Here is a 22722-nt window from a genome sequence, read left to right as displayed (position 1 = left end):
GAAATAAAACATTGAACAACTTATATTTTTCTACTCTGAAGCTTATATTTCATTCTTTTACTCCTTTCCAACTGAGATAACTTCACAATTAAGTTATAGCACACTAATAAATACAAACAAATTGTTTTTTTATCTTTTTCATAAATATTAAAAATAGCATAATGAGTGTTTTTATTCTATGTACATCCCCGCCGAATCGGGCTATTTGCATATAAAAAATACCCACTCCGAAGAGTGGGCGATTTTGAAAGAAGAATAAATGAACACTTTTTAGATAATCATATTTTAAACCATAAAATAATTTTTTTCAATAGAAACTGGAATCGTTTTCTATAATTTTTTAATTTTATTGAAAGGGAATTCATAAAAACAAATCGTAGGCGTATACTAATAAAAAATATTTTAAAAGGAGTGATAAAATGTCACGATCAAAAAAGTATTATTGTTATTTGCTGCCGCATGTTTATTTTTAGGAAGTCTCATTATTCTTTTTTCCGCTAGCGCTGAAGAAACAAAAACTGATTTATCAGAAGATACAAGCATCTCATCTGTTGTTGAGTCACCAACCCCACAAGACAATATACAAAAACTATACGAACAAGGAATTGCTTTGGGAAAAATCAGTAGAGAAAACTATCTGTTGAATAAAGAGACTTATGAAGAAATGAAAGATCTATTTCCTAATTATTCTTCCTATGATAATTGGTTTGCGGAAATCTTAAATTACGCAGCTTTCCCTGATGGTGAAGGACACTCTCCTAGTGAAAGAAAAGCGAAATCAGAAGAACGCGCTTCAAAGCGAGAAAATGCGGATCGTTTTAAGCGTGATCTTCGTAAAGGAGATATTATATTAGTTAATGATGGAAAAGGATTTGGTCATGCTGCAATTGCCACCAGTAATAACTATATATTAGAAATGACTGGTGGAGCAAAAGGCCCCTTTTTCTCAAACTGGTTTGGTGGAGGAATTAAAGACAATAATCATCAATTCAATAAAGAAAATTGGTTATGGAGAAAAGAAGAGCAAGGATTTCAAAAAAAAGATGCAATGATCGATTCTTATTTACAAATCTGGCGTGTTCCTAACAAAGGAATGGCAGAAAAATGTGCAACTTATGCCGATCATACCTTTTGGAATTCTTCTGGAGGATACAAAAAGAATCGTCATATTGATTACTTATTACGATCAAGTACATTAACTACAAACCCTAATTATTGTTCTAAAATGGTTTTTCAAGCTTATTGGTATGGTAGTGGGAAAGCACCTGTCATACAAACTTATGCATCTGGTTTGACTATGATTGCTCCGAACGCCTAGCCTGATCTCTTTACAAGTAATTATAAACCTTATAAAGTAGGAAGTTATTAATTGTGAAATCTAGGAGGATATAAAATGAAAAATGAACAGCCAAATTTCCGAGGTCTTAAATGGCTCCTGTTATCTCCTTTTATTTTATTTTTTTGTTTTGTAATATATTTTGAAATATTAGGTTTTACAATTGAAACAAAAGGGAAAAATGAAATTACGCATTTCTTAAAATCTCAAAATATTCCAGATGACGCAATAATTATGTTGAATGGAGAGCAATACTCCATTGGAATTTTATCTATTACTGGTTATAGCGAAACTATTACAACGAAATCTGATTATAAAATATGGAAACAAAATATCGAAAATACCGGAAAATTTTATAATAGAAAAAAGGTTCCTAATGACTATATTCCTACTCCTAAAGATTGTGAATTAGTATATTCTTTTAATTACCATGCCTCTAGAAACAATCTTTCCTTTCGTTATGAAATACCTTCTGGGTATCCTACTGGAAATAAAAAAATAATCAAAGAAAATTTTGCGTATCCGGATATTCCTTTTGATTATCCAGAAGAATAAATAATGTTTAAGCCCGCCATATAGACGGGCTATTTCTTTCTGTTCTTAATAAAATCTTCCTCAGTAGTCAATACGTCTTCCGTTTTCTCTTGCTTTGCGTTCAGAATTTCGTCTGAAACCTCTACCACCATTATTCCCTTCCACTCGTACATGATTCACTTTATTCCTTATAATCATATTCGCATGAGCATTTTCGGTTATTTCCATAGGTTCTTTTGTATAAAGTACATCAATCAAATAGGCTTTGTGGTCAGAAGTTTCAGCTCAAACAGGTGATGATAAGTAATCTTCTCCTTTATCGGCTGTATCTGTATAATTCCAAACCTTAATGATATTGTCAGGTAATTTATCATATGTCTGAAACTTTTGGTAAAGCCGTCCTTTTTGGTCAATCGGTTCTTGCTGATAGTTCGCATTTGCGATTGCCGTCCCCATTGCCGCACGTTTCTTTTTGAAATCTTCATAAGATAAAATATCTGGGCAAAGCATTTCATGTGTTTCTTCGTTAAGAAGGGCTTTTTTTATAACGACGCGTAACTTATAACCCATCGCAGGCATCTCATCAATGATGCGTCCTGCCAGATCTTTCGAATGCCATCTAGTCATAATGACTATAATTTTCCCGCCTTTTTCAACACGAGAAAGCATTTGTTTTGTGAACCAGTCCCAATGCTTTTGTAGTTCATTTTCGTTAGTTGCTTCTACAATCCCTTTGATTACGTCATCAACTATGAGTAAATCAAATCCTTTACCAGTTGCGGCTCCTCCTGGTGATGTCGCCAGATAAGAAAGCTTGCTTCCTTGTAGCGCCCAACGTTTAGCTGCTGCTGATCCTTGTTTCAATTTTGCTTTTGGAAAGATATCCGTATAAACAATTTGATCATCTATTACTCTTTCTTCAGCGATGTTTTCCCTCACGTCTTTTGAAAAATCGGTTGCCATATCTTCGTTATATGAACCAATAGCAACTCTTAATTTGGGATTTCTGCCAAGTTCCCACTCAACAAAACGGCCAGCAGTCGTTGATTTCGCATGACGTGGTGGCAGATTGAGCAGCATGATGTCGTCATCAGACTTCATGAATTCCTCAAACTCCTGACAAAGATCTTTCAAATATTTCCTGTTACTCTTATAGAGGTCAGGTATCCGTAATTGACAATAAGAAAAGAAGTCATCACGCGCTTTGCGTAGCAACTTCTCTCGTTTTAATTGCTTCAATTCTTTCAGATACTGATATTTTTGTATTTTATTCATCATCATCACTTGCTATCCTTAGTTCTCTTTCTAGCTCAGCAATACGCTCTTCTAATTCTGAATCTGTTAAACCATCTGCATTAATATTTATGGTTGATTGAATTTCATGTACATCTACAGCTCTATAGCCAGCACGATCAAGCAAATCTTTCGCTGCAATAATCCGATCTGCATCTTTACTTTCCGGATTATTGACAATATCAGATAATGCTTTTCGAGCATCTATAGCATCAAAGAAAAACTCACGTTTCAATTCCTTTTCCAACTGCTTTTCCAACTGCTTTTCTCGTTTTCAAGATATTCTAAAACTATAGGATTTTGAAGGAGTTGATAAGCTTGTGAGCTTGCAGATGCAGGACTATAGCCAGCTTCAATGACGGCCTGCGTCTGGTTCTTTTTTCGGTTTTTAAGGTAATTATATCTACGAAAAGTTTCTGTTGTCTTGTAGGGCCTCTCATAACCATTTAAAATCACACTCCTTTCAATAAAAAAAGACACCTGAAATCAGATGCCTTTTCATATTATTTTTATTTTTTTGACTTTGATACAATTTGAAGTTGTATTAAAGTTACAATAACTAATCCTAGCAATCCTTCAAAACGAATATCCTTATTGACTAAATACTCAATTGATATTCCTAAAACACTACCAAGCACCACAGCAATCAAAATGCTGACAATTGGATGTTCTCGTGTATAAGAAACCCATTTTCTATACAATAGTCTTCACCTACTTGCTATTTGGTTTTATATTCTGTTGCCACATGCTTACCGTTAGCATTGTAACCTTTTCTCATATAGAAACCAACCCATTCGTTTTTGTTCGTATCCCATTTTTTGGCAATTTCTCTTCCTGGAGCTGAACCAAACTCTGTCCAACTTGTTACACCCAACAAGCCTGCAATTGCCCACCCAGGAATACCAAACATAGAGATAGCAGCCGCACCACCAGCATAAAAAGCAGCATTTATTGCATTAGCTAAAACACCTGTGGACACTGCAATATTCGTATATTTCCAACTACCCCATTTTGTTACACTTGTACTAGCTCTTACAAAAGTAGTGGGACTATTATAGTATTCATCTTCATATTTTCTAACAACTGTACTTCCATCTTCATCTTTGTACACTACAATATTTTCTAAGCCTTTGTCTTTATCGATAACTGTATTCTGTCCTTGGCTATCTATCTCCGTGGCAACTGCAACTCCACTTGATGAAATCGTTCCCCCTAATACTAAAACAATTAGCGATACAATAAACAACTTTTTCATACCAAGTCTTCTATATTTTTTTATCCTATAATTATTTTAACACCCCTAAAACATTATTTCAACATTACAACATTTTCGGACACGAAAAGACAGCACAGGCGAATTTTGAAAAGAGGAGTCACCTCCATTAAATTAACGTGCTGTCTTTCTATTCAAATTAAGAAGAATGAGCAATGAGGGATTAGCCCCAATTCGGTATTTGGATTAGTGTGAGTAGCCCGATCACCGTTTCTCTAATTCTTTCGACACTATCATAATACCATCTTAAACCGAACAATTTGCGCCAAATTTACGCCAAAAACGCCAAATTTGCGCCATTTACGCCAAAATTTTCATCGATAAGCAACGATTCCGAATACATCGGCAAACTCTAACAATGCCTCCGACTTCATGCGATTCAATGTGCGAGTCGCTACGCCTAAATTGTCTGCAATCTCATCATTTGTCATTACATCTCTTACACAATATGTATAATATAATACCTGTTTACTCATTAACCCCAACCGACTTAATGCATATTCAATTGCTTGGATTTTTTCTTTTATTTCGATGCTTTGGATCATTGCATCTTCAACCCTATTCTCGTATTTAGGTGCTTTAGGCATATCATTTAGAAAAGGAGAGCGAATATCGATCGGACTTCGTCCTGCCTTGCGTTCTAATCCACGATACTGTTTTAAAATATCCTTTGCATTTGCCTTTGTCTGTTTGATATCAGCTTCTTTAATCACTACAATCACTCCAAGATATGGTATAATGAAAAAAGATTTTTGATACCATTCAATATTCTATGTACAGGCAGCCAGTGGTCGGCTGTCTTTTTTATAAAAAAACATTGACAATTTTATTTTATATACTATTCTAAAAGAAAAGGCTAATTCTGGATCCTAAGTTCACTTTTTTCTGAACATTCATAGCTAAGATTTTGTTGCCTTTTTAGCCTTTTCGAATCCTTTGTAGTCCCTGAAACACCCAATCAACTATGGAGGGTTCGTTTTTTGATTGATAAAATAATATTGACAATTTTATTTTTTATATTATTCTAAAGAAAAAGGTTAAGAATTAATCCTATGTTACTTTTTTTTGGCTCTTAGTTAGCATGTTACCTTCTTAGCCTTTTCGAGTCCTTTGTTCTCACACCAGCACTGAAGCAGAGGATTCGTTTTTATTTTAATTATAAAATACTATTGATTTTTTTATAAAATCCTATATCCTAATAAAAAAGGTTAGTTTTAGGGTATCTAAAATCCTAATAATTTTCTTTTCTTAAGACAACAACGGCTATTTATACTAACCTTTTTCGAACCTTCTACTTCTTTGTTTTTTCAAAAAGCAACTCTCTCTTCAAGTAGAAGGTTCGTTTTTTTTATGCCGTTTCCCATAAATCCATTTGAGGATAATAGCCTTCTTCTTTCACAAATCATAAATAAACAGCCTTCCTTTTTGTGTCCACCTGGTACTCATCACAATTTTTATCGTTCCGTCCGTTTGAAGAATTTCGCTCGTGTGAGATTTTGTATATCCGCAATTCATATGCTTCTTGTAAAGTAAGCATTGACCGCCTACTTATCATTGTATACCTAATTGATGCAACAACTTATTCAATTTGACTGCTGACATTCCATAATCCGCTGCAATCTGTGAGGTAGTCACTGCATCTTTCGATACTAGAATTGTATCGAGATAAGTGATTCTCGGTTCATATTCTGCAACTTTCTGTTCAAGCATCTGTTTTTCTTCTTCCAAATCAGCTGCTAAACGCAAAGCTTCTGCAAATGAGCGAGGTACATTCATATAGGCACCTGTTTTTCTAATTTGTGGTAACACTTCGGTAGCAAGCCAATCCTGAAATTTTTCGGCTAAAGTGTTATTGGCTTTAAATGCAAGTTTATAAACCATTGGTTCACTTATAAAATCATTTTTCCAAACTTTTTGGGAAAGATATTTTCTCAAATATTTGTTAACTGTCTCCCATCGAATATATTCTTTACCATTTTTTTATTTGTGTAAAACCTAAACTTCTTGCTACTGTCTCGACATTAAATAGTGATTCACCGTTCAATGTTTTAACAACTAATTGAAACAAATTGTTTTCAAATTTTTGCGTTTCCATCTGTTTTCTTCTCCTTCTTCCAATATTTATTGTTCACAGTCCCATTCATTTGGGCTTTTTCTAACAGCTTCCGCTTCTTCTTTTTGATCTTTGATTTCGTCTTCCCCAATAAAATCATGCTCTTTTTTATCCAAACTCTTACCAACAATCACGCATACGGTAAATATTACCGTAAACGCACCAACTCCTAATTTCCTAATTTATGGAATTTATTGATGTGCACCAAAAGTTCTTTAAACTGATTTAAACTCATTGGTTTACGCATATTGCTCTCCTTAATTTTGTATTTCTGTCAATTACTGACTCACAGTAATCTTCATTATTTTGAACACACCCTGTGCAACCATTGCTTGTTGTTCAATTTCTGAGTAGCTGTAGCCGTGCAAATACATCACCGCATGGCGACCTTTCCAATCCACATAATCGACTCTGTATTGTCTCAGGCCCATCTACATCACCTCTAACAAATCACGAACGACGCCTTTCGTTAATCCGAGCGATTTCTTCCATCGAGCTAAAGCATATGCGGTGATATTGAAAATATACTTGATCTCACAGTCTAGATAGCCCTGTTTTTTTAGCTGTATATAACTATTTACACTCAGTTCCTCCATCGTGCAGATCGGTTGATCACTAGACAACTGTTTTTCTTGTGTTCCCACTCGTTCTAGTGCTTTGCTCAGCCGTTGGACTTTCTCCACAATCTCTGGATCATTGTCCCAACCTTCTAAGTAGGTCAATTCACTGATTTTTTGACGTAAAAACCGTTTTTGATAGGTGGATCGAGACGATTGAGTTTTCTTTGCTTGCTTCATCCGGTCTTCTCCTTTCTTGCCATCAGTCCTCGATATAGCAACTTTGCTTCTTGCCACATGGATTCAGTAGTTCCGGCAGTGAGAAATTCGCCATAGTGCATCTTTGATACTTTGCCCAAGCTAATTCGAGTATGGCGATACATCACCATGAAGATTCGAAAGCGGACCTCTTCTGGCTGATCACTATCAAGGATTCGCTTAACATTTTCCATCAAGTTCTTGTGACTAGGGTCTAATGCAGTGTAGATTTGCTTAATTACAGTGATTCGGTTTAATTGATCAATTTCCAAATGGATCGTCCCCCGCTTCTTTTCGTAATCGTTCCATGATTTCCGCTTCTTTCCGGGCGTTGTATCCTTCTGGATCATCTAGCCATTCTGGGATTGGTTCGGTGTGGATTGCTTGTTTGGTATAGCTACTCTGGTTTTCGTGGCGCACATCGTCAGCTTTTACCTGTGCCATGGTTTTGATATTCTTGGCTACCCACTTTTGCATAATCCCCTTCGCATAGCCGCATGATTTTTGCTTGAATGCTGCACGCTTCATTGCCTCGCAAACCATTTCTTTACCAAGGTCTTGCACCCAGTATTTGATTTCCTCAGCCGCTACACTGTTTAGCACACCAAACACTTCTTGGTAAAGCTGATACGGGTTTGGACCAACCACAGCCACAGTATCCTCACGCGCGCCATGCGCACTCTGTGCTGATGATGGTGATGGTTCTGTGTTGGTTATGTGTTGTGTTGGTTGCGATATCGTATCAATAACGTATCCATACCCTATCGATACGGTATTTTCTTTTGGTTTTTCTGTTGTGATAGGATATCCATACTCTTGACACTTCATGATGACTGTTTCCGCAAATTCAAGTGTCTTTATCTCCTTCAATTCCTTGTCAATCACTGCCGCCACTTTAGGAGATCTGGCGCTGTTGTATTTGAGCCAGTTGACGATCATCAACTCTTCCGACTTTTCATTAAAGGCAATCCGGCCTTCGCTGACGAGGAAGTCAATATTTGTTTTTATTTCTTCGGCAGTCATATCTAGTTCAAATTTCGCGTATCTTCGGTTAAATTCATACACGCCACACTGGGTAGTGTAATCATTGGTTAGTAAATACATGAAAAATAATTTTTGTTCTCTACTCCATTCGCCCACTCGCTTGTCTTTCCAAAACGTAGTATGGAGTTGTCTATATATAGCCATTCTTTAAACGACTCCTCCTAATCAGAGGGAGATAAACTCCCTCACTACATTAAAATGGCAAATCATCATCTGTAACTGTTGCACCATTAAAACCACCATTCGCAAAGCTTCTGGTATCAGCTAACGGATCGATACCAGGTAATGATTCTTGAATCCTGTTACTATGAGTTACTTGATTTGTCGCCTGATTAATCTCATTTGGCCGATTCTGATTCATTTGCTTTCCATTTGGTCGTTCCACACCATTGGGTTTACTTCCTTCTTGGTCGAATTTGTTATACCCTTTAACAGATAAGTTCCAACGATCATTGTATTCACTATGTTTCCAATCTACAGTGATGTTTAGTGTTTTCCCTTTTAATCCATTAACAAGCTGTTCGATACTCTCAATCCTTGTTCCATCAAGAATACCTACTGCAGCTAAAATTGTATTGAATCGTTTAACAGACAGTTCTATATCGTTGTTATCCCAGACAATGTTGTCATAGAGGATTTTCCCGCCTTTATATTTACCGTCCATCACTTCATAATTAAATACTGCCATATCACTTTGCGTTTCTTTTGTCTTTTTTTATTCTGAATCATGAAGGATAGTCACATTGTAACTCCCTGCTTCTCTCACTGATTTTCCTAATGTATTTTGTGAATCAACTACAAATAATGTCATTTTAAATCCTTTCTTTTTGATGATTATTGATTAGTTCATTCTCTTCGATAAGTTTTCTGTCGTCTATACAATTTTTAGCGTGATTACCATTTTCAGGGTCAAGATCGATCAAGTGCTTTCCACCCTCGATATAGATACGACCCACTAAATCAAACATATAGGTAAAGGCATTGAATGTCTTTTCATTCATGTCAGGACTAAAACGCCCTTTACCATCTAACCCGCTAGCCCCATTGTCTACTTGATGTGCTGTCTCATAGATCGTTTTATTGCTTTCTTTTAGCAACATTCCTAACTGCCTGAACCATAGTTGCAATTTTTGATAGTTCTGTCGTCCGTCTCTTGATGCACCATCGATATTTTCTAATACTAGGTTTTGTAATGCGGTAACATTATCTAAAATGATTACTTCATATTCTGTGCTACTGATCACCTTTCGAATCGCTTTTTCTACCAATCTTTGAATGATAGGTGCATCTTGTTCTTCTATTACAGTTATAGAAGTATCCTTGTCTGCTCGAATGGGATTGGTCGATTTATCAAAGGTAATCATCCACATATTGCCTTTAAATTACTTTGTCAAAGATGTTTTTCCTGTACCTCCATCACCGTAAACAAAATACATATTCGCTTGTTCAGGAATCGTGCCATTCGGATAGAATTTCATCTTTACGCCTCCTTCACGATAACTTTCTCACCTTGCGCAATAACTTTTATGGATTCAATCAGTTCTCCATCAGGGCTAATGACACGGCCATCTTCTAACACTCGAACTGCTTTTTTGAGTTCTGCTTTATTAATTGATTCTTTGATCGTGATAAATTCAGTTAGCTCTAGTTCTTTCAATGTATCCAATACATCTTCTCGATATTCCCATGAGTCCGGTTGTTTCCGTGTACTCACCGTTCCATGCGGTGTTTTAATTTTCGCTTTTGGATCATTTTTTCGAAGTTCGTGCAAGTAATCTGCTAATTTACTTTCAAAAAATGCAATACTTTCTTGATTAGTATATGTTTCCTTCTTTTCCCATTCAGCAATACGTTCACGCTCATTTTCCGCAAGTTGATGGATCTCATCATTCTTTTTCTTCAGAACAGCAATTTTACGTAAGGCCCAATTAGCACTTTTTAGACTATCAATCGTCCATGGAAATGTTTCTTCAGAAAAAGTGGTTCTTTCCAATTCTCTTAATTCATAAGCATCTAGAGCATTCAGCAAGATTCTCCCTCCTCTTTTGGAGTCGGCTGTCCCCAACCAGGTGTAGTCAAATACTGATCTAAGGCACTCTCAAATGAATCAATCATTTAAACTCACCTCGCAAAGCACGTGAAATAATATCAAGCACATCGTTTGGGTTGTCTATCACGAATGTATGCGTTTTTTTCGGAGTATTTTCCATTTCGATGCCGTATAATTCTTTTAACATACGGTGTTTCGGACAGTCGCAATCCAATTCGGTTAATTCTTCTTTTACATGGTTATATTGTTCAAGAGTAGCGATTGACACAAGTGATTCTGGACCTGCTTGCGCTAATGCCATTTCTCCTTCAGCATCAAGCACGGCTAAGGACAAGCCAACTTTTTCTTTGCGACATTCTTCTGCTAGTTCCTCAATTAATCTTTGAATTTTTTCGTTCATTTTGTTATACTTCCTTTGTATAGATTTTTTGTTGTAGTTTTGTTTGGCTCACACTAGCGGAAACTGGTGTGAGCACTTTTTTTCCTTAATAGTTCTTACGCAATAATGGTTACTACTTCTTCTTTAAGTAATTCATCTAATTCACTATTCAAAAATTCGTGAATATTCTCCATTGCCGTGTGTTTCCAGATACCACCATCTGCTTCAAACAAGGCACAGTTGCCGATTTTATCAATTCGAAATACAAAAGGACTTGAAGGCTGTTCGACTTCTAAAAAGGTGCGATACGGACGTAATTCAGCAGGACTAGGTACTTCTGCTTTTATTAAAGTCGCAGCTCCTTCTTTGACTGTAACGGTTTGAGAGATTCCGTTATCAACCAAATCGCCACCGCCTTCAATCCGAATCGAGCTCGCACAAGCCAGAATTGCTTCTGCATCAAGATCACGCTGAATAAGTGATTGAACATTGATAATAAAATCTTCTGAGTTCATAAAACGTCCATATGGAAAAACATCTAATAATGCATTTGTTTGAATCACACTTTCACGCTTGCGGTCTGTATCGAGTGAAGAATAGACAACTACCTTTGTTGGACTTTCTACGTGAACAAGTAGCTTCGTATCACTTTCAAGAGTACGAATGTTCGATTTTAAATACCCTACAAGCCCTGATAACGAATTAACTGTCAGCGTTTCTGCACGTTTGATTGGATCAAGTTCAGTTAAACGAGCTTTTGTCGTATCATAGAATACTTTTTGATCTTGCTCATAAACTACTTTTTGCCCTTCACGTAATTCCACTGCATATTCCAACGCATCTCTTAACTGTTCTGTCATTTTCATTCACTCCTAATTGGTTTTAAATTTTTTAATTTTATCTGTTTCTTCAATTTCTGAAACAGGAGTTCCTTTATCATCTTTCAATTCGGAATCTTCGGGGTCAAAATACATTTGCCCTCTTTGTCCGCTTTTCAACTCATTCGCAAGAGGTTTTCCTTTTTCGTCTTGACCGATGATGACTTTCGATGTCAGCGAATCTCTAGAGACTAGCTTAGATTTCACCTGATAATCAATGAGAATATCTTCTCGATATTCATCAGGAATAATCGTTAAATCAATAGTAATTTTTCTTTTTTTGTTGGGTCTGTGTTAGGATCATGAATGTTATTGATTACCTGAGCCAATTCAAAATCAAATCGTTCTTGTAACCTTCCATCGCTGATCCCGCTCAAAGGAACATTAATATTTTTAGCCATTTTGTTTTTTTCCTCCTAGCTGTGCTATAATTTTTTTACCTTTTTCATTTTTCATTTTTTGAGCTTACACTGGCGGAAAACGGTGTAGGCTCTTTTTGTTCTCTCAGTTCAAATAATGCCTCATCATAAATCATCATCAACCACATGGCAGCTGTTGGATAGCCGATTCTAACCCACATTGGTACTTGTCCTGTGATTAGTGCGCTAACGCAAAAATCGTTAAGATAAATGCGGTCCGCCGTACCCAGTAGATTTTTTTCATTCAAACTGCGCCTCCGTCAACTCGTAGTTTACTTTTTGTTGCGCTTGTTCAAATAACTTTTCTAAGTTATCTTCTGTCGCATACTGAATTATCTTTTCAGCATGTGGAAATACCGTTGTGATAAAATCTAGTTTTTCTTTTGACATTTACTCTCCTCCATCTATTAGTTTTTAATATTTACGTCCCAAAATTAACTTATTATAATTAATGGGGAGGTGATTCTATGAAACAAATTCCTGTAATTGCTTATGATGTTCTTGCGGTTGCTGAATCTTTTGCTCCTAGAGATCATCCAAAAGCTGACACTTTCTTCCAGCATCCATATTTATTTTCCTATTCTCGCGAAGAAATTGAGAACGCTTTATTGTTCTTAACTGCAAAAAAACTTATCGATAGTGAAGTTGGTTATTTGCCGAATGGTAGATTTTATTGTCTCTTCATAAGTGTTTTGCCCGATGGATATGAGATTTTAGAAAATAACTATTTCCAAAATTCATAGCTATTTTGTCGTATAATTTCCTTATCAGGGTGACAGACTGAAATATCTTATAGGGGGGTGAAAAATATGAGTATGACTGATAAGGAGATTTCTCTGGAACTGACCAAAGCGTATATTGAACACTTAAATAGACGTATTGATGTCAAAGCAAGCCACTCACAAATCGACATTGAACATGTTAGATGCTATTACAAGACTGTTTTTGATACAGTTTCGTCTGTTGATAAACCTGCTAAAGTAACCAAGTAGTTATTCTTATTGATGCTAAAGGCAATATCATATTTTTCACATAGAACTTCTAGGTCGGCTAGGAGTTCTTTTGCTTGCTCAAATGTTTCTACTACGGCATTTACTTCGAGTTCCATTTTTTTCATTCTCCTCACCTCATTTCCATTTGCTGATTCAATCGGTTTTGATAAAGTAGCTCTTGATACTGATAAGCTCTCTTCTAGCAATTTCAAGCTATCTATCACTTAACACGCTTTTCTTATCGTGCAAGAGTTGATGAATGTCTCTAACTTTTTCTTTGACAAGGTTACGAATAAGTAACTCTTGATTTAGTGTGTAAGACAATCAATTCCCCTCCTAATCCTTGCCCCACGCTAGGATAATTATTTTTTGTATTTTTCAAGAAACTCATCAGCATCTGATTGCCAAATTCGTTCATAACCTTCAATAATTACTACCGGTAAGCCTTTCTTTTTAATAAATACATACTTTAAGGTGTTGTAACTAGTATTCATGTATTTAGCAGCTTGCGTAAAATTCATATAACGAGGCATCGATAGTTTTTCTTTTAATGCCTCAATAGATGCTTCTGCTTGTTTTCTTCCTTCCTCAGCTGCTAATTTTTTAACTACTCCTTGCAACTTCGGGCTTAGATCTATTTCATTAATTTGCAAAATCGACAAGTCGTTCACCCCCTCCTATGATAGTTGTTTTGTTCCTCACCTCTTGATAAAATCATTTTGAAAGCGAGGTTAAATTTATGATTGATTATTTCGAGCTTTATAAAACTTGCCTAAAAGTTATTGCAGAAAAACATCCAGAACAAACACAAGATTTCATGAAACTGATAAATGATGAGCCACTCATCAAGAATAAACTAAAGAAGGGTGTTAGTAGTGATTTACTCGTTCGAGCGACTTTTGAAGTTCTTGATAACTTAACTGATGATGGACTAGTCAAAGCCATTAAACGTAAAACTAAGATGGAGGGTACCATCTACTTATTTAACGGTCTTTCCACAAATGGATATCAATATCTAGAAACTTTAAATGACCCGACATTCATAAAGAAATTGAAATCAACTCTTAAGGATGAAGGCATTCCGCTAACGCCAGCAACAATTACTAAATTCATAGCAAAACTCATTTTTTAAACTCGTGCGTTTCATCCGGAAGGTCAAGATTCGGTGTAGACTCTCCATAATACCGATTCCTTGTTTTTCACCTGATAACTCGCGCAAGTGATACGGCTTGATAATTTTCCAATTTCGCCGCAAATACGCTCTTAACTTTTTGACATGAGTTTCTTGTTCTTTGGTTTCTATATGCGATTCTAGTGTATCTAAGGCACATTGCAAATCTATAGTAGAATAATTATTGATTGCATTCTGAAAAACAGGAATTAATTCTGGTACAAAGACACGTTGCTCTAATTTCAATGAGATGTGATAACGATCTAAAAAGTGTTCATGTCTTTTTACTACTGGCAAAAGACTTTTAAACGTTTTTTGGCTATACCCTTTTCCACCGTCTGAATTGGTCACAATAACGGTGTTTTTCATATCATAGGTACGATACAAATAATTTTCTACATGATTCAATGTTTTCTGATGACCTAAACCGACAAATTGTTTGAGGTTTTTAGTCATTTTCCGTTGACCGTTTGTCTCTATTCCTTCGTGAACGATAAAATGTGCCAATTCTTTGTTTGTTCCATCTTTGCCACCTACAAACACACCATCACCTTCGATATAAAGATAGTCCACTTTACACTTTCCTTCTGTGCCATATTCTTCTAGATATGCTTCATGTTCTTTGTATTTTGTCTCGTATTCATGAACAACTTTCATGACGGTATCTTTTGAGGCTTGAACATTACCAACCACCTCAATCAATTCTGACGCCTTCCGGTAAGAAGTTACCATACTTAACTCTGCCAAGGCGTATTTTGTTCGTAAGGAATAGCGATCATATCTCTCTAAACCAAGCAAATTATCAATCGGGTAAATAATGTGTCCGTTTCTTTCAACCGATTTTCTTGTATACGTAAGCACGCCAAACAAGAACTGCACACTCCTACATAAAAATCAGCACAATCTATCTCAAATCGTTTTTTTAATACGTTTAAACAATAGTCTTGTCTTTTTTTCGACTGACGAATATTTAACTCTTGATACCCATATATGCCAGGGCAATTATTTTTGAACATTTGGCTTGCTAAGTATCTTTCACGCTTCAAAATAAACCGATAATCTTCTTCTGTGTATTCACTAGCTTTCAATAACCTGCTACTTTTTACATCATTTAAATAGTATTCAAGAAAATCTTGTTCTGAGATCACTCGTTCGTTTTCCTGAAACAACTCTGAACGATTGATTCTCCATTCTTCAAAATACTCTATCAACACATGATAGTCTGGTTTATGTTTGTGCTTGGCTACGTAACAATCATATTCTTGTACCGCAAGCAAATACTCATTATGCAAAAGATTCAAGGAGCGCCGACTCGTCAAATCACATTCAGGATATAGACGAGTCACACCTGTTTTAATGATTTCAATATAACGATCAACATACTCCTCCAATTCCATCATTTCACCTCTAGATAAAGACTTTTTTCTAAGAAAGGCATTCAAACTGCCTTGTGCCTCGTATTAATTGATACTTATTTTTACAGCTGGAATATTCCAAAATATAGGTTGGATAGAAATTCCCTCGATTTCTTCTTATTTGGTGTTCTGCCAACTCGGAACAATCACATTTTACATGGCTTGGCGGCCAATGATGGTGCTGATTGAACTGATTGACTGGAATCAAATATCTCCCATTAAAACACTCGCGATTTGAAAATTGATACATCTTTTTCCCTCATTTCTTCATAACATCTTCATACCGATCAAAAATATTGACTTTTTCGATCGGTAGTTTTCCAGTTTGTTTTTCAATCAGTTGAGGCAAGATTGTTTTTAACCATTTTTGATCTGGCACATAGTCCAGAAAATTGCCGATCGTAGTAAGCACTGTGTCATCTGTTCCAAAATTAACGAGCAAAATATTTTTGTAAGGTGGAATACTCGCGACATAATTAATGATATTTTCATTCGTTTGTACAAAAGATCCTAAATACTCCTGGGTATTTCGATCATAACAGTCAACAATAGGTTTTGTTTTTGACATTAGCTTTCTCTCTTATTCATAGATCATTTTCCCTTTCGGTTAAGGGGCTTACGCCCCTTAATAGTAGCTACTTTCATATACTGGTTGACCATTATAGCGATAGAAAGTGTCCCAACTGCGATTACCATATAACTCATTAGGATATAGCGCTGAATTGATTCGTTTTCTAATAATGCTATCTTTTGTTCTTGCGAGCGGATATTCGATAAATTCATTTGGTACTGGAATTGTTTCACCACTCATAGAAGTATATGTTTTGACGATCTGCTTTTTTACTGGTCGAAACCAAGCGGTTTTTTCTGTTAATTTCACAATCTGCCAAAAAGTAACATTGGTTTGTTCATAGCCCCAAGAGCTATAAAAGATGTCTCCGACTTGATATGGTGTGTTTTTTGTTTGTGTGATCATAGTTGATTCCTCCTAAAAATAAATTTTTTTGTTTTCTTTGGGATTTGAGCCTTTCCCCCAACCTTTTCGGCATTGCGTCGGGGGCGCAGGGGTTTTGGGGGTGCAATCCCCAAGGTCTTGATTCGGCTCGTTTTTAGACAAAGCCCTGCTTGTTTGATTTTGGTTTTCAGTTTTCAAAGATCAAAGTGGAATGCTTTTTAACGTCCCTTTTCGTATATCGGTCGTTCGGCATAACCGTCTCGAAACCATGTTCTGACGGTTGCCAAGGGCGCGCAGCGTGCATTTTACCCTTGGCAATTGGCAGGTTATGGTTTAGGTTATACTAGCCGAATGACTGATATACGATTAGAGTCGCTTGAACATTCACTTCTTTGGGAACTGAGAATCAAACAAGTTAGTACTTCCGAAAAACGAGCCGATTCTTCAGGCCCGGGTGCCTGAACACATGCGCTTGCGCATAAAAAAGACCGTGGCAAATGCCACGGTCTTTCTCTTTTCAGATAAAGCAAAAAACATCTAAAGTAGAAAAAGGATTCTACCTTAGATGTTCTTATCTCACTCTATCTTATTTGACAAAAAGTGCAGATAGTTAGATAGTTTAAAATATTTAATAAAAGCTATTATCTTTTCAAAATTTATCCAAACATTGTGTATAAATATAAATGATCATTCAAAAATATATAATTGATACAGTAAAGACTAAGTCCTCCTCAATTTATTTGCGGAAAATGGACTTCCATCTTTTTTACTTATCGTCAATGTCATTTTTCTTAGAGAAAGTTTGATTGTATAGTTGATCAGATCATACGGATTATACGTATAGCCATGTAATTGGAACATCATATGTTTTTTTACGAATACAACTCATATTTTTCTCTTACTGCCTCTCTACTAATCAAAACTTTGTAGGAATAAACCATTCGATTTTTTCATTATCCAACGCCCATTCACCTTACTTATTATTATATCTTAAATATTCTTTTATTCGTTCATAAGAACACCCTGCATAGACGATTCCCACAATCATTCCAAAAACAACTGCACCAATAAAATGATAAAGAAAAGTTACTTTTTCCCCATAGGTTCGATAGAAATTCGTCATGACAATCATCATGAATCCACTATTACATACGGCATACATAAAAAATAATCGAAGAAAGAGAAGAGAAATTGTTCTATAAAAAACATACATCCAATAGACATAAATGAATAAAGAAAACACCAATAAAAATAATTTTAGAATGAACCACCATGAAAAATGTGGATAAATTAAAAAATCAAGGAAGCATAGGAGTGGAACAAAAGCAAAAAAACGATAGGAATGAGACAAGTATTCCTAAAATGTTTCTTGTTTTAAACGTTCCATCTGTCGATAAAATTTCTTATCATCCATCATCTCCATCTTTTCTCACTCCTTCTCTTTTAAATCGCTTCTTTTTTCAACTTCAGTTCTTATACTCTTTACATAAATAGCTTTTTATTAGCAGCTTGATTAGTGAGCTTCTTTCTTACTAGCCAAGGCTTTACTATCCGACTCCAACCAGATAGTAAAGTGACTTTTTATTTTATACTATATATTTCTCTATAGTTCCTCAATTTCTCTTTAACAAATTCTTTTTCCTCTGGAAAGTCTATTAAATATGACTCACAAATAATTTCTAAATAGAAATAAAATTCTTTATAAGTGATTACTATCTCTTCTCCACTGTACAATCCAAATTCAACACCAACAAATCCATTTCCTTGTGCAATATCATAGGCGTCTAAATCATTTGGAAACAAGCAAGCACCAGCCTCTACTCCAAAACCTTCTCCGTTACATACCACCTTAATAACATCTAGAAAGCATTCGTTTTCTATTTCATTAAAAATAATTTTTACGGGAAAGTGACTTTCACTTATTAGTTGATTCTCTTTAATTCTTTCTTTCAACAGTTATCCACTCCTTAATTAATCTGGGAAAATTGTATCAATTTTACCGTCTTTAAAAAATCCTCTCCATGCTTTACCAGAACTATCTTTTCCTACCCATTCTCTAGGCATACTACCATTATTATTTTTTATAGCATCATTTGCTGCTTCTAAACCTCGTCTTATATACTCATCATCTGAAATAATAGACGGATCATATATTGATTTTTTGAAAATAGTTTTCTTGTAGTTACCAGTAGGTAATCCCTTTGCGTCTAGCTCTGGAATTTGATACTCTAGAACACTCACTCCTGGAACATCTGTTGATGTTTGTTTTATAACTTTAACATCATTTTTAAAGAATTCTTCACTGTTATGTGCTCCACCAATTCCTCGTTTTCTAGGAACACTAAAATCTGTATATTTTAAGTGCTTTTCAATTTCAGGAGTTCTCTTAAATATATCATCAACCCCACTGGCTTTCTCTGGGCTATAAATTAATTTTAGATGTAGAAAGAAAAAGAAGCGACAATATTGAATCACTTCTTTTTCCAATAATGAACTTTTGTACAATAAATACAGCTAGGTTTTGTTAGCTATTGGCAACTTGATTAGTGAGTTCATCCTTACTAGTCAAGGCTCTATCTTTTCGATTCCCGTCGAATGATAGAGTGCCTTTTTAATTTATCTAGTAATCTTTAATTACTGTCAAACACTTCTTTTTCTAAACTATATATATCAAATTTTCCTTCTTTAAAATAGAAAAGTCTTCCACAAACCCTGCATTCCCACATTGACCCTAAAGGCATATTATCCACAAGCTCTTCTACGGTTTTCGGATTTGACTCTAACACATCATAATACTCGTTCTCTGGAAAAATAATTAGAGGATTCGTTGTTTCCAAATTCTCATCATTAAGCACATTTCCACATAAACATTTTATTTTCACGATTAAATCACTCTCCTATTTTATAAATGTAATTCTATCAACTATATCCTTTCCATACTTACCAATTAATCTAGAAATTATTTCATCCATTTGTTGCGGTGTAAAGTTTGCTTTTGATATATCATAAACAATTTTACCTTTCCCATCTACTTGTTTTAATGCTTTACCTACTTTCGTAACTAATGTATTGATATTATTTCCATTAAGTGTTTTAATTTCAGTTTCTATTCCATTAACTAAAAGATCAGGAGTCTTACTTACATTCGGAGCTTCTGGAATAAGTTTAACATCTTTCCCTTGTTCCAAAAGTGATTCTACTACTTTTTTCTCATCCGCAGTAAGTGATTCAAAAGATTTCGATGATACATCTAATTTACCTTTAGCCCCACTGGCTTTCTCAACCAATACTTCTGATTCAGTCTTAGGAACGGTTGTGACCACAGGTTGTTCTTTTACTTTCGGTATTGTTGTAATTACTGGTTTCTCGTCCACTTTTGGTGTGGTAGTCACTCCAGGTTTTGATTCCACTTTTGGTGTCATCGTGATCGCTGGTTTGGCTTCTACTTTTGGGGTTGTCGTGATCGCAGGTTTTGCTGGTGTAGAAACAATTGTTTGAATCGTTAAGACTTGACCCGGATGGATCGTATAATTTTTGATCTTGTTCCATTTCACTAGATCATCCATACTCACGCCGTATCGATTGGCGATCAACCAAACAGAATCCCCTGCTTTTACGGTATAGCTGGTTCCGCTTTTTCCTGCAGGAGTTGAATGACTCGTGGTCGTACCTTTTTTGACGACTAATACTTGGCCGGGGTGAATCAAATCACCTTTGATGCCATTCTGTTTGCGTAATTCATCGACGGTCACACCATATTTACTACTAATCAGCCATAAAGATTCACCATAAGAGACTTTGTGGGTGACTGGATTTGTAGAAGCGGGTACTTTTGTCGTTGGTTTCCCTGATGAAACAGGTTGTTTGACTGTCAATTTTTGGCCTGGATGGATTGTATTATTCTTGATCTTATTCCAATTCACTAGATCATTCATACTGATCCCATGCATATTGGCAATCAACCAGACCGAATCCCCTGTTTTTACCGTATACGTCGTGTTAGTCGTAGGAGAAGTTTTTGGTGCTGGTTTTGATGCCGGTTTCGGTTCTTGTAAATGCATCACTTGTCCTGGATGAATGGTATTATTTTTGATCTTATTCCATTGGACAAATTTTGAAACGGGTAACCCATACTTCTCACAGATCCCCCAAACTGAGTCTCCTGCTTTTACTTTGTAAGTGGCTGGCGTACTTGGTTTTGCCGCTGGCTTTGATGTGCTTGCTGGTTGTTTGACGATAACTTGTTGGCCTGGATGGATCAGATTATTTTTGATTTTGTTCCATTTGATGAAGTCATTCATACTGATGCCATACTTATGGGAAATAGACCATACGGATTCTCCCGCACGTACTTGATGCATCGTATTTTTTGGGGTCGTCGTTGGCTTCAGTTTCGTTGGAGAAGTTGGTTTCGTTACTGGTTTGGCAACAGGTTTGGCAGGTGCTTTGGGTTGGGCTTTGATCACTGGTTTCGGACGAGTTACCGGAGGAACATAGGACGCATTTGACTTTCTTCGGGCACTTGCGGCCGCCTGTGCCCGAGCTCGAGCGGCGGATTGTTGTTTGGCCCAATTTTGTGCTTGTTTTCTCGCTTTTGCTGCGGCTTGGGCACGAGCTCGTTGTGTGGCTTGCGCTTTGGCGCGGGCTGCTGCTTGTAATTTGGCACGGGCAACGGCTTTGGCGCGGGCTTGTTGTGCGGCTTGATGCCGCTTTTGTGCTTGTTGTTCATGGTAACGCCAGCGTTCGACCATTCGTTTCTTTTCCGCACGTTGCGCTTCCATCGTCTTATAGAACTGATGACTTGAATAAGCAGCTACCCCCGCCCCGATTACCAACATCGCTCCTTTGACAAGCAATGGAATGGCTAGAGGTAACGCACGTTTTTTTCGTGATCCGCTTGCTTGACGATTTCGAGAAGCACTGATTTCAGAAATCACTTGTTCCAATGCTTGTTCATCTTTTGCCTCTAACATCCGATCGATTTCCTCATCGGTACTTGCCAGAAAGAAGGCACTAAATGCCGTTCCTTCTTCCAGTTTTTTCTCTCGTTCATTATAGTACTGCGTGAGCAGTTGTTCAAATGTCTCTAGCGACGTTTCATTTTCTAGTCGTTCAATCTCATCGGCAGTGAGAAACTTCTTCAGCTCATCAAGTTCTTCCACACCAAAAGACTCATCCAATTGATTTAACAAAAGATATTCTAAAGCATCGGTCATTTCTTTTTCATTGCTTGATTCTATGACCAAACCTAATTCCTCTTCTGTCGCATGATCAATGTATTGATCGATTGCAGCATCAAAGGCTTTTTCATCAAACGCGACCACCGATTCCTCTTCTGGCTGATTTGAAGAAACCGCAGAAAGATCTCGGCGGCTTCGCCGTGAAACAACTGCTCCTTCATTTGAAGAGATTGGTTCGGCTATTTTTTCGTTAGGTTTATCAATACTTGGAGAGATATGTTTACCGAATGATTCAGAAGATCGTGTTCCTTCAAAATCAATCGTTGATGAATCAACTGCTTCCTTCGTTTCTTCTTCATGAGAAATCGTTTGTTCCTGAGGATCCGAAGACTCTTCGGTAGACTCATCGACTTCTTCTGGCACAGTTTCTTCGCTGGACTGGGTAAGATCACTTGATTCATCTGAACTGCTCGATACCGTCGTTTGAGTAGTTTCTGTTTTCTGTACTTCAACCTTTCCAGTTTGTCCATCTGATATATCGTCCGAGCGTTCCGTAAGCTTCTCTTCCTCCTCACTATCAGATGCGATCCATTCTTGTATCACCACCGAATCGGCCACTGCAACCATACTTGGCACAAAAGTGGAAGATGTTACCAACCATATACTTATACATACCCCAAATCGTAACACTTTTTTCAACATATTTTTCTTCCTTTCTTCATTTACACCTAATTAAAATAACGATCATTATCATACTTAAAATTGTAGAAACAAATTTAAATAGGTGTTTAAAAAATAATATCATCATTTTTAATGGTGATAAATAACAGAGAAGAAAAAAATGACCTTTCATTTTTGTAATATGATCAAGCAAC

General features: G+C 36.3%; 35 protein-coding genes and 3 pseudogenes. 5 read left to right on the top strand and 33 right to left on the bottom strand.

All coding sequences use genetic code 11. The features are described 5' to 3' along the window. Positions 1 to 442: 442 nt before the first annotated feature. Together EG2_RS10495 and EG2_RS10490 are read left to right on the top strand one after the other, a co-directional pair. Positions 443 to 1318, top strand: coding sequence for a hypothetical protein (locus tag EG2_RS10495; protein ID WP_071870168.1), 876 nt, complete (start codon positions 443 to 445; stop codon positions 1316 to 1318). A gap of 75 nt (positions 1319 to 1393) precedes the next feature. Then, a complete protein-coding gene (locus EG2_RS10490) occupies positions 1394 to 1891 on the top strand; it encodes a hypothetical protein (protein ID WP_060814707.1) in 498 nt (165 codons plus the stop codon). A 264-nt stretch (positions 1892 to 2155) separates the two neighbouring features. Here EG2_RS10490 and EG2_RS10485 read toward each other — a convergent pair whose 3' ends face one another. From EG2_RS10485 to EG2_RS19170, 21 genes and pseudogenes are all read right to left on the bottom strand, one after another. Then, on the bottom strand, positions 2156 to 3151 hold the full coding sequence (locus tag EG2_RS10485) for a hypothetical protein (RefSeq protein ID WP_060814706.1): 996 nt from the start codon (positions 3149 to 3151) through the stop codon (positions 2156 to 2158). After that, positions 3138 to 3422 carry a hypothetical protein gene (locus EG2_RS10480; protein WP_060814705.1) on the bottom strand — a complete coding sequence of 95 codons (285 nt, stop codon included), beginning with the start codon at positions 3420 to 3422 and terminating at the stop codon, positions 3138 to 3140. The genes EG2_RS10485 and EG2_RS10480 overlap by 14 nt, the downstream gene beginning before the upstream one ends. Beyond that, positions 3395 to 3619 carry a terminase small subunit gene (locus EG2_RS19955; protein WP_071870170.1) on the bottom strand — a complete coding sequence of 75 codons (225 nt, stop codon included), beginning with the start codon at positions 3617 to 3619 and terminating at the stop codon, positions 3395 to 3397. The genes EG2_RS10480 and EG2_RS19955 overlap by 28 nt, the downstream gene beginning before the upstream one ends. Before the next feature lie 53 nt (positions 3620 to 3672). Further along, positions 3673 to 3864, bottom strand: a complete 192-nt coding sequence (locus EG2_RS10475) for a hypothetical protein (RefSeq protein ID WP_060814704.1) — start codon at positions 3862 to 3864, stop codon at positions 3673 to 3675. 17 nt (positions 3865 to 3881) lie between these two features. After that, the gene (locus EG2_RS10470; RefSeq protein ID WP_060814703.1) at positions 3882 to 4418 is read right to left on the bottom strand and encodes a hypothetical protein; all 537 of its coding nucleotides are present in this window, start codon (positions 4416 to 4418) and stop codon (positions 3882 to 3884) included. A 332-nt stretch (positions 4419 to 4750) separates the two neighbouring features. After that, complete coding sequence (locus EG2_RS10465; protein WP_071870171.1) at positions 4751 to 5155, bottom strand: ArpU family phage packaging/lysis transcriptional regulator; 405 nt, start codon at positions 5153 to 5155, stop codon at positions 4751 to 4753. 629 nt (positions 5156 to 5784) lie between these two features. Next, a pseudogene (locus EG2_RS19385) lies at positions 5785 to 6329 on the bottom strand (phage antirepressor KilAC domain-containing protein); the annotation flags it as partial. Positions 6330 to 6405: 76 nt separating this feature from the next. Then, the gene (locus EG2_RS19630; RefSeq protein ID WP_255210082.1) at positions 6406 to 6531 is read right to left on the bottom strand and encodes a hypothetical protein; all 126 of its coding nucleotides are present in this window, start codon (positions 6529 to 6531) and stop codon (positions 6406 to 6408) included. A 296-nt stretch (positions 6532 to 6827) separates the two neighbouring features. Further along, a complete protein-coding gene (locus EG2_RS18835) occupies positions 6828 to 6980 on the bottom strand; it encodes a hypothetical protein (protein WP_156424237.1) in 153 nt (50 codons plus the stop codon). Further along, on the bottom strand, positions 6981 to 7346 hold the full coding sequence (locus EG2_RS10455; RefSeq protein WP_060814701.1) for a hypothetical protein: 366 nt from the start codon (positions 7344 to 7346) through the stop codon (positions 6981 to 6983). Beyond that, positions 7343 to 7636 (bottom strand): hypothetical protein, encoded by a 294-nt coding sequence (locus tag EG2_RS10450; RefSeq protein WP_225585851.1) that lies wholly within the window; start codon positions 7634 to 7636, stop codon positions 7343 to 7345. Before EG2_RS10450 ends, EG2_RS10455 begins: the two co-directional genes overlap by 4 nt. Beyond that, positions 7626 to 8552, bottom strand: coding sequence for a DnaD domain-containing protein (locus EG2_RS10445; RefSeq protein ID WP_060814700.1), 927 nt, complete (start codon positions 8550 to 8552; stop codon positions 7626 to 7628). The genes EG2_RS10450 and EG2_RS10445 overlap by 11 nt, the downstream gene beginning before the upstream one ends. 49 nt (positions 8553 to 8601) lie before the next feature. Continuing rightward, positions 8602 to 9111 (bottom strand): annotated as a pseudogene (locus EG2_RS10440) (DUF669 domain-containing protein); the annotation flags it as partial. A gap of 109 nt (positions 9112 to 9220) precedes the next feature. Continuing rightward, a pseudogene (locus EG2_RS10435) lies at positions 9221 to 9886 on the bottom strand (AAA family ATPase). Between the two features lie 2 nt (positions 9887 to 9888). Then, a complete protein-coding gene (locus tag EG2_RS10430) occupies positions 9889 to 10437 on the bottom strand; it encodes a host-nuclease inhibitor Gam family protein (RefSeq protein ID WP_255210081.1) in 549 nt (182 codons plus the stop codon). 82 nt (positions 10438 to 10519) lie between these two features. Continuing rightward, entirely contained in the window at positions 10520 to 10858 is a 339-nt protein-coding gene (locus tag EG2_RS10425; protein WP_060814699.1) for a hypothetical protein, read from the bottom strand. 95 nt (positions 10859 to 10953) lie between these two features. Then, positions 10954 to 11697 carry a hypothetical protein gene (locus EG2_RS10420; protein WP_060814698.1) on the bottom strand — a complete coding sequence of 248 codons (744 nt, stop codon included), beginning with the start codon at positions 11695 to 11697 and terminating at the stop codon, positions 10954 to 10956. 12 nt (positions 11698 to 11709) lie between these two features. Beyond that, the gene (locus tag EG2_RS19625; RefSeq protein ID WP_249024328.1) at positions 11710 to 11922 is read right to left on the bottom strand and encodes a hypothetical protein; all 213 of its coding nucleotides are present in this window, start codon (positions 11920 to 11922) and stop codon (positions 11710 to 11712) included. A 47-nt stretch (positions 11923 to 11969) separates the two neighbouring features. After that, complete coding sequence (locus EG2_RS19620) at positions 11970 to 12116, bottom strand: hypothetical protein (RefSeq protein WP_249024329.1); 147 nt, start codon at positions 12114 to 12116, stop codon at positions 11970 to 11972. Positions 12117 to 12160: 44 nt separating this feature from the next. Next, a complete protein-coding gene (locus tag EG2_RS10410) occupies positions 12161 to 12382 on the bottom strand; it encodes a hypothetical protein (protein WP_060814697.1) in 222 nt (73 codons plus the stop codon). After that, positions 12375 to 12524, bottom strand: coding sequence for a hypothetical protein (locus EG2_RS19170; RefSeq protein ID WP_169793132.1), 150 nt, complete (start codon positions 12522 to 12524; stop codon positions 12375 to 12377). The genes EG2_RS10410 and EG2_RS19170 overlap by 8 nt, the downstream gene beginning before the upstream one ends. A 77-nt stretch (positions 12525 to 12601) precedes the next feature. On the opposite strand from EG2_RS19170, the gene EG2_RS10405 reads away from it, so the two are divergent. Next, on the top strand, positions 12602 to 12877 hold the full coding sequence (locus tag EG2_RS10405; RefSeq protein WP_060814696.1) for a hypothetical protein: 276 nt from the start codon (positions 12602 to 12604) through the stop codon (positions 12875 to 12877). Positions 12878 to 13065: 188 nt separating this feature from the next. Here EG2_RS10405 and EG2_RS10400 read toward each other — a convergent pair whose 3' ends face one another. Further along, entirely contained in the window at positions 13066 to 13242 is a 177-nt protein-coding gene (locus tag EG2_RS10400; RefSeq protein ID WP_156424236.1) for a hypothetical protein, read from the bottom strand. A 246-nt stretch (positions 13243 to 13488) separates the two neighbouring features. Beyond that, positions 13489 to 13797, bottom strand: coding sequence for a DNA-binding protein (locus EG2_RS10390; protein ID WP_255210080.1), 309 nt, complete (start codon positions 13795 to 13797; stop codon positions 13489 to 13491). A 68-nt stretch (positions 13798 to 13865) separates the two neighbouring features. Between EG2_RS10390 and EG2_RS10385 the strand changes: the two genes are divergently transcribed. Continuing rightward, positions 13866 to 14258 carry a DUF2513 domain-containing protein gene (locus EG2_RS10385; protein ID WP_060814693.1) on the top strand — a complete coding sequence of 131 codons (393 nt, stop codon included), beginning with the start codon at positions 13866 to 13868 and terminating at the stop codon, positions 14256 to 14258. Here EG2_RS10385 and EG2_RS10380 read toward each other — a convergent pair. From EG2_RS10380 to EG2_RS19615, 6 genes are all read right to left on the bottom strand, one after another. Further along, the gene (locus EG2_RS10380; RefSeq protein WP_255210083.1) at positions 14211 to 15158 is read right to left on the bottom strand and encodes an ISLre2 family transposase; all 948 of its coding nucleotides are present in this window, start codon (positions 15156 to 15158) and stop codon (positions 14211 to 14213) included. The two genes, EG2_RS10385 and EG2_RS10380, sit on opposite strands and share 48 nt — an antisense overlap. Next, positions 15083 to 15697 (bottom strand): hypothetical protein, encoded by a 615-nt coding sequence (locus tag EG2_RS10375; protein ID WP_255210079.1) that lies wholly within the window; start codon positions 15695 to 15697, stop codon positions 15083 to 15085. Before EG2_RS10375 ends, EG2_RS10380 begins: the two co-directional genes overlap by 76 nt. Before the next feature lie 25 nt (positions 15698 to 15722). Further along, positions 15723 to 15962 carry a hypothetical protein gene (locus tag EG2_RS18410; protein WP_082709555.1) on the bottom strand — a complete coding sequence of 80 codons (240 nt, stop codon included), beginning with the start codon at positions 15960 to 15962 and terminating at the stop codon, positions 15723 to 15725. Between the two features lie 9 nt (positions 15963 to 15971). Continuing rightward, complete coding sequence (locus EG2_RS10370) at positions 15972 to 16280, bottom strand: hypothetical protein (RefSeq protein ID WP_060814692.1); 309 nt, start codon at positions 16278 to 16280, stop codon at positions 15972 to 15974. A 57-nt stretch (positions 16281 to 16337) separates the two neighbouring features. After that, complete coding sequence (locus EG2_RS19165; protein WP_060814691.1) at positions 16338 to 16688, bottom strand: hypothetical protein; 351 nt, start codon at positions 16686 to 16688, stop codon at positions 16338 to 16340. A 952-nt stretch (positions 16689 to 17640) separates the two neighbouring features. After that, the gene (locus tag EG2_RS19615) at positions 17641 to 17790 is read right to left on the bottom strand and encodes a hypothetical protein (protein WP_255210078.1); all 150 of its coding nucleotides are present in this window, start codon (positions 17788 to 17790) and stop codon (positions 17641 to 17643) included. A 149-nt stretch (positions 17791 to 17939) separates the two neighbouring features. Here EG2_RS19615 and EG2_RS19610 point away from each other — a divergent pair, with 149 nt between their 5' ends. Beyond that, a complete protein-coding gene (locus EG2_RS19610; RefSeq protein ID WP_169824157.1) occupies positions 17940 to 18161 on the top strand; it encodes a hypothetical protein in 222 nt (73 codons plus the stop codon). An 87-nt stretch (positions 18162 to 18248) separates the two neighbouring features. Here the strand turns inward: EG2_RS19610 and cdiI are convergent, their stop codons facing one another. From cdiI to EG2_RS10340, 4 genes are all read right to left on the bottom strand, one after another. Next, a complete protein-coding gene (gene cdiI / locus EG2_RS10355) occupies positions 18249 to 18620 on the bottom strand; it encodes a ribonuclease toxin immunity protein CdiI (protein ID WP_197709213.1) in 372 nt (123 codons plus the stop codon). An 18-nt stretch (positions 18621 to 18638) separates the two neighbouring features. Beyond that, positions 18639 to 19154 (bottom strand): CdiA family toxin C-terminal domain-containing protein, encoded by a 516-nt coding sequence (locus tag EG2_RS10350; protein ID WP_060814689.1) that lies wholly within the window; start codon positions 19152 to 19154, stop codon positions 18639 to 18641. 143 nt (positions 19155 to 19297) lie between these two features. Further along, positions 19298 to 19549, bottom strand: a complete 252-nt coding sequence (locus EG2_RS10345; RefSeq protein WP_060814688.1) for a hypothetical protein — start codon at positions 19547 to 19549, stop codon at positions 19298 to 19300. A 15-nt stretch (positions 19550 to 19564) separates the two neighbouring features. Continuing rightward, positions 19565 to 22549, bottom strand: coding sequence for a LysM peptidoglycan-binding domain-containing protein (locus EG2_RS10340; RefSeq protein ID WP_060814687.1), 2985 nt, complete (start codon positions 22547 to 22549; stop codon positions 19565 to 19567). Between the last annotated feature and the right edge of the window lie 173 nt (positions 22550 to 22722).

The sequence above is a fragment of the Enterococcus gallinarum NBRC 100675 genome (assembly GCF_001544275.1).
Taxonomy (GTDB): domain Bacteria; phylum Bacillota; class Bacilli; order Lactobacillales; family Enterococcaceae; genus Enterococcus_D; species Enterococcus_D gallinarum.
This window is presented reverse-complemented; position numbering and strand designations above follow the sequence as displayed.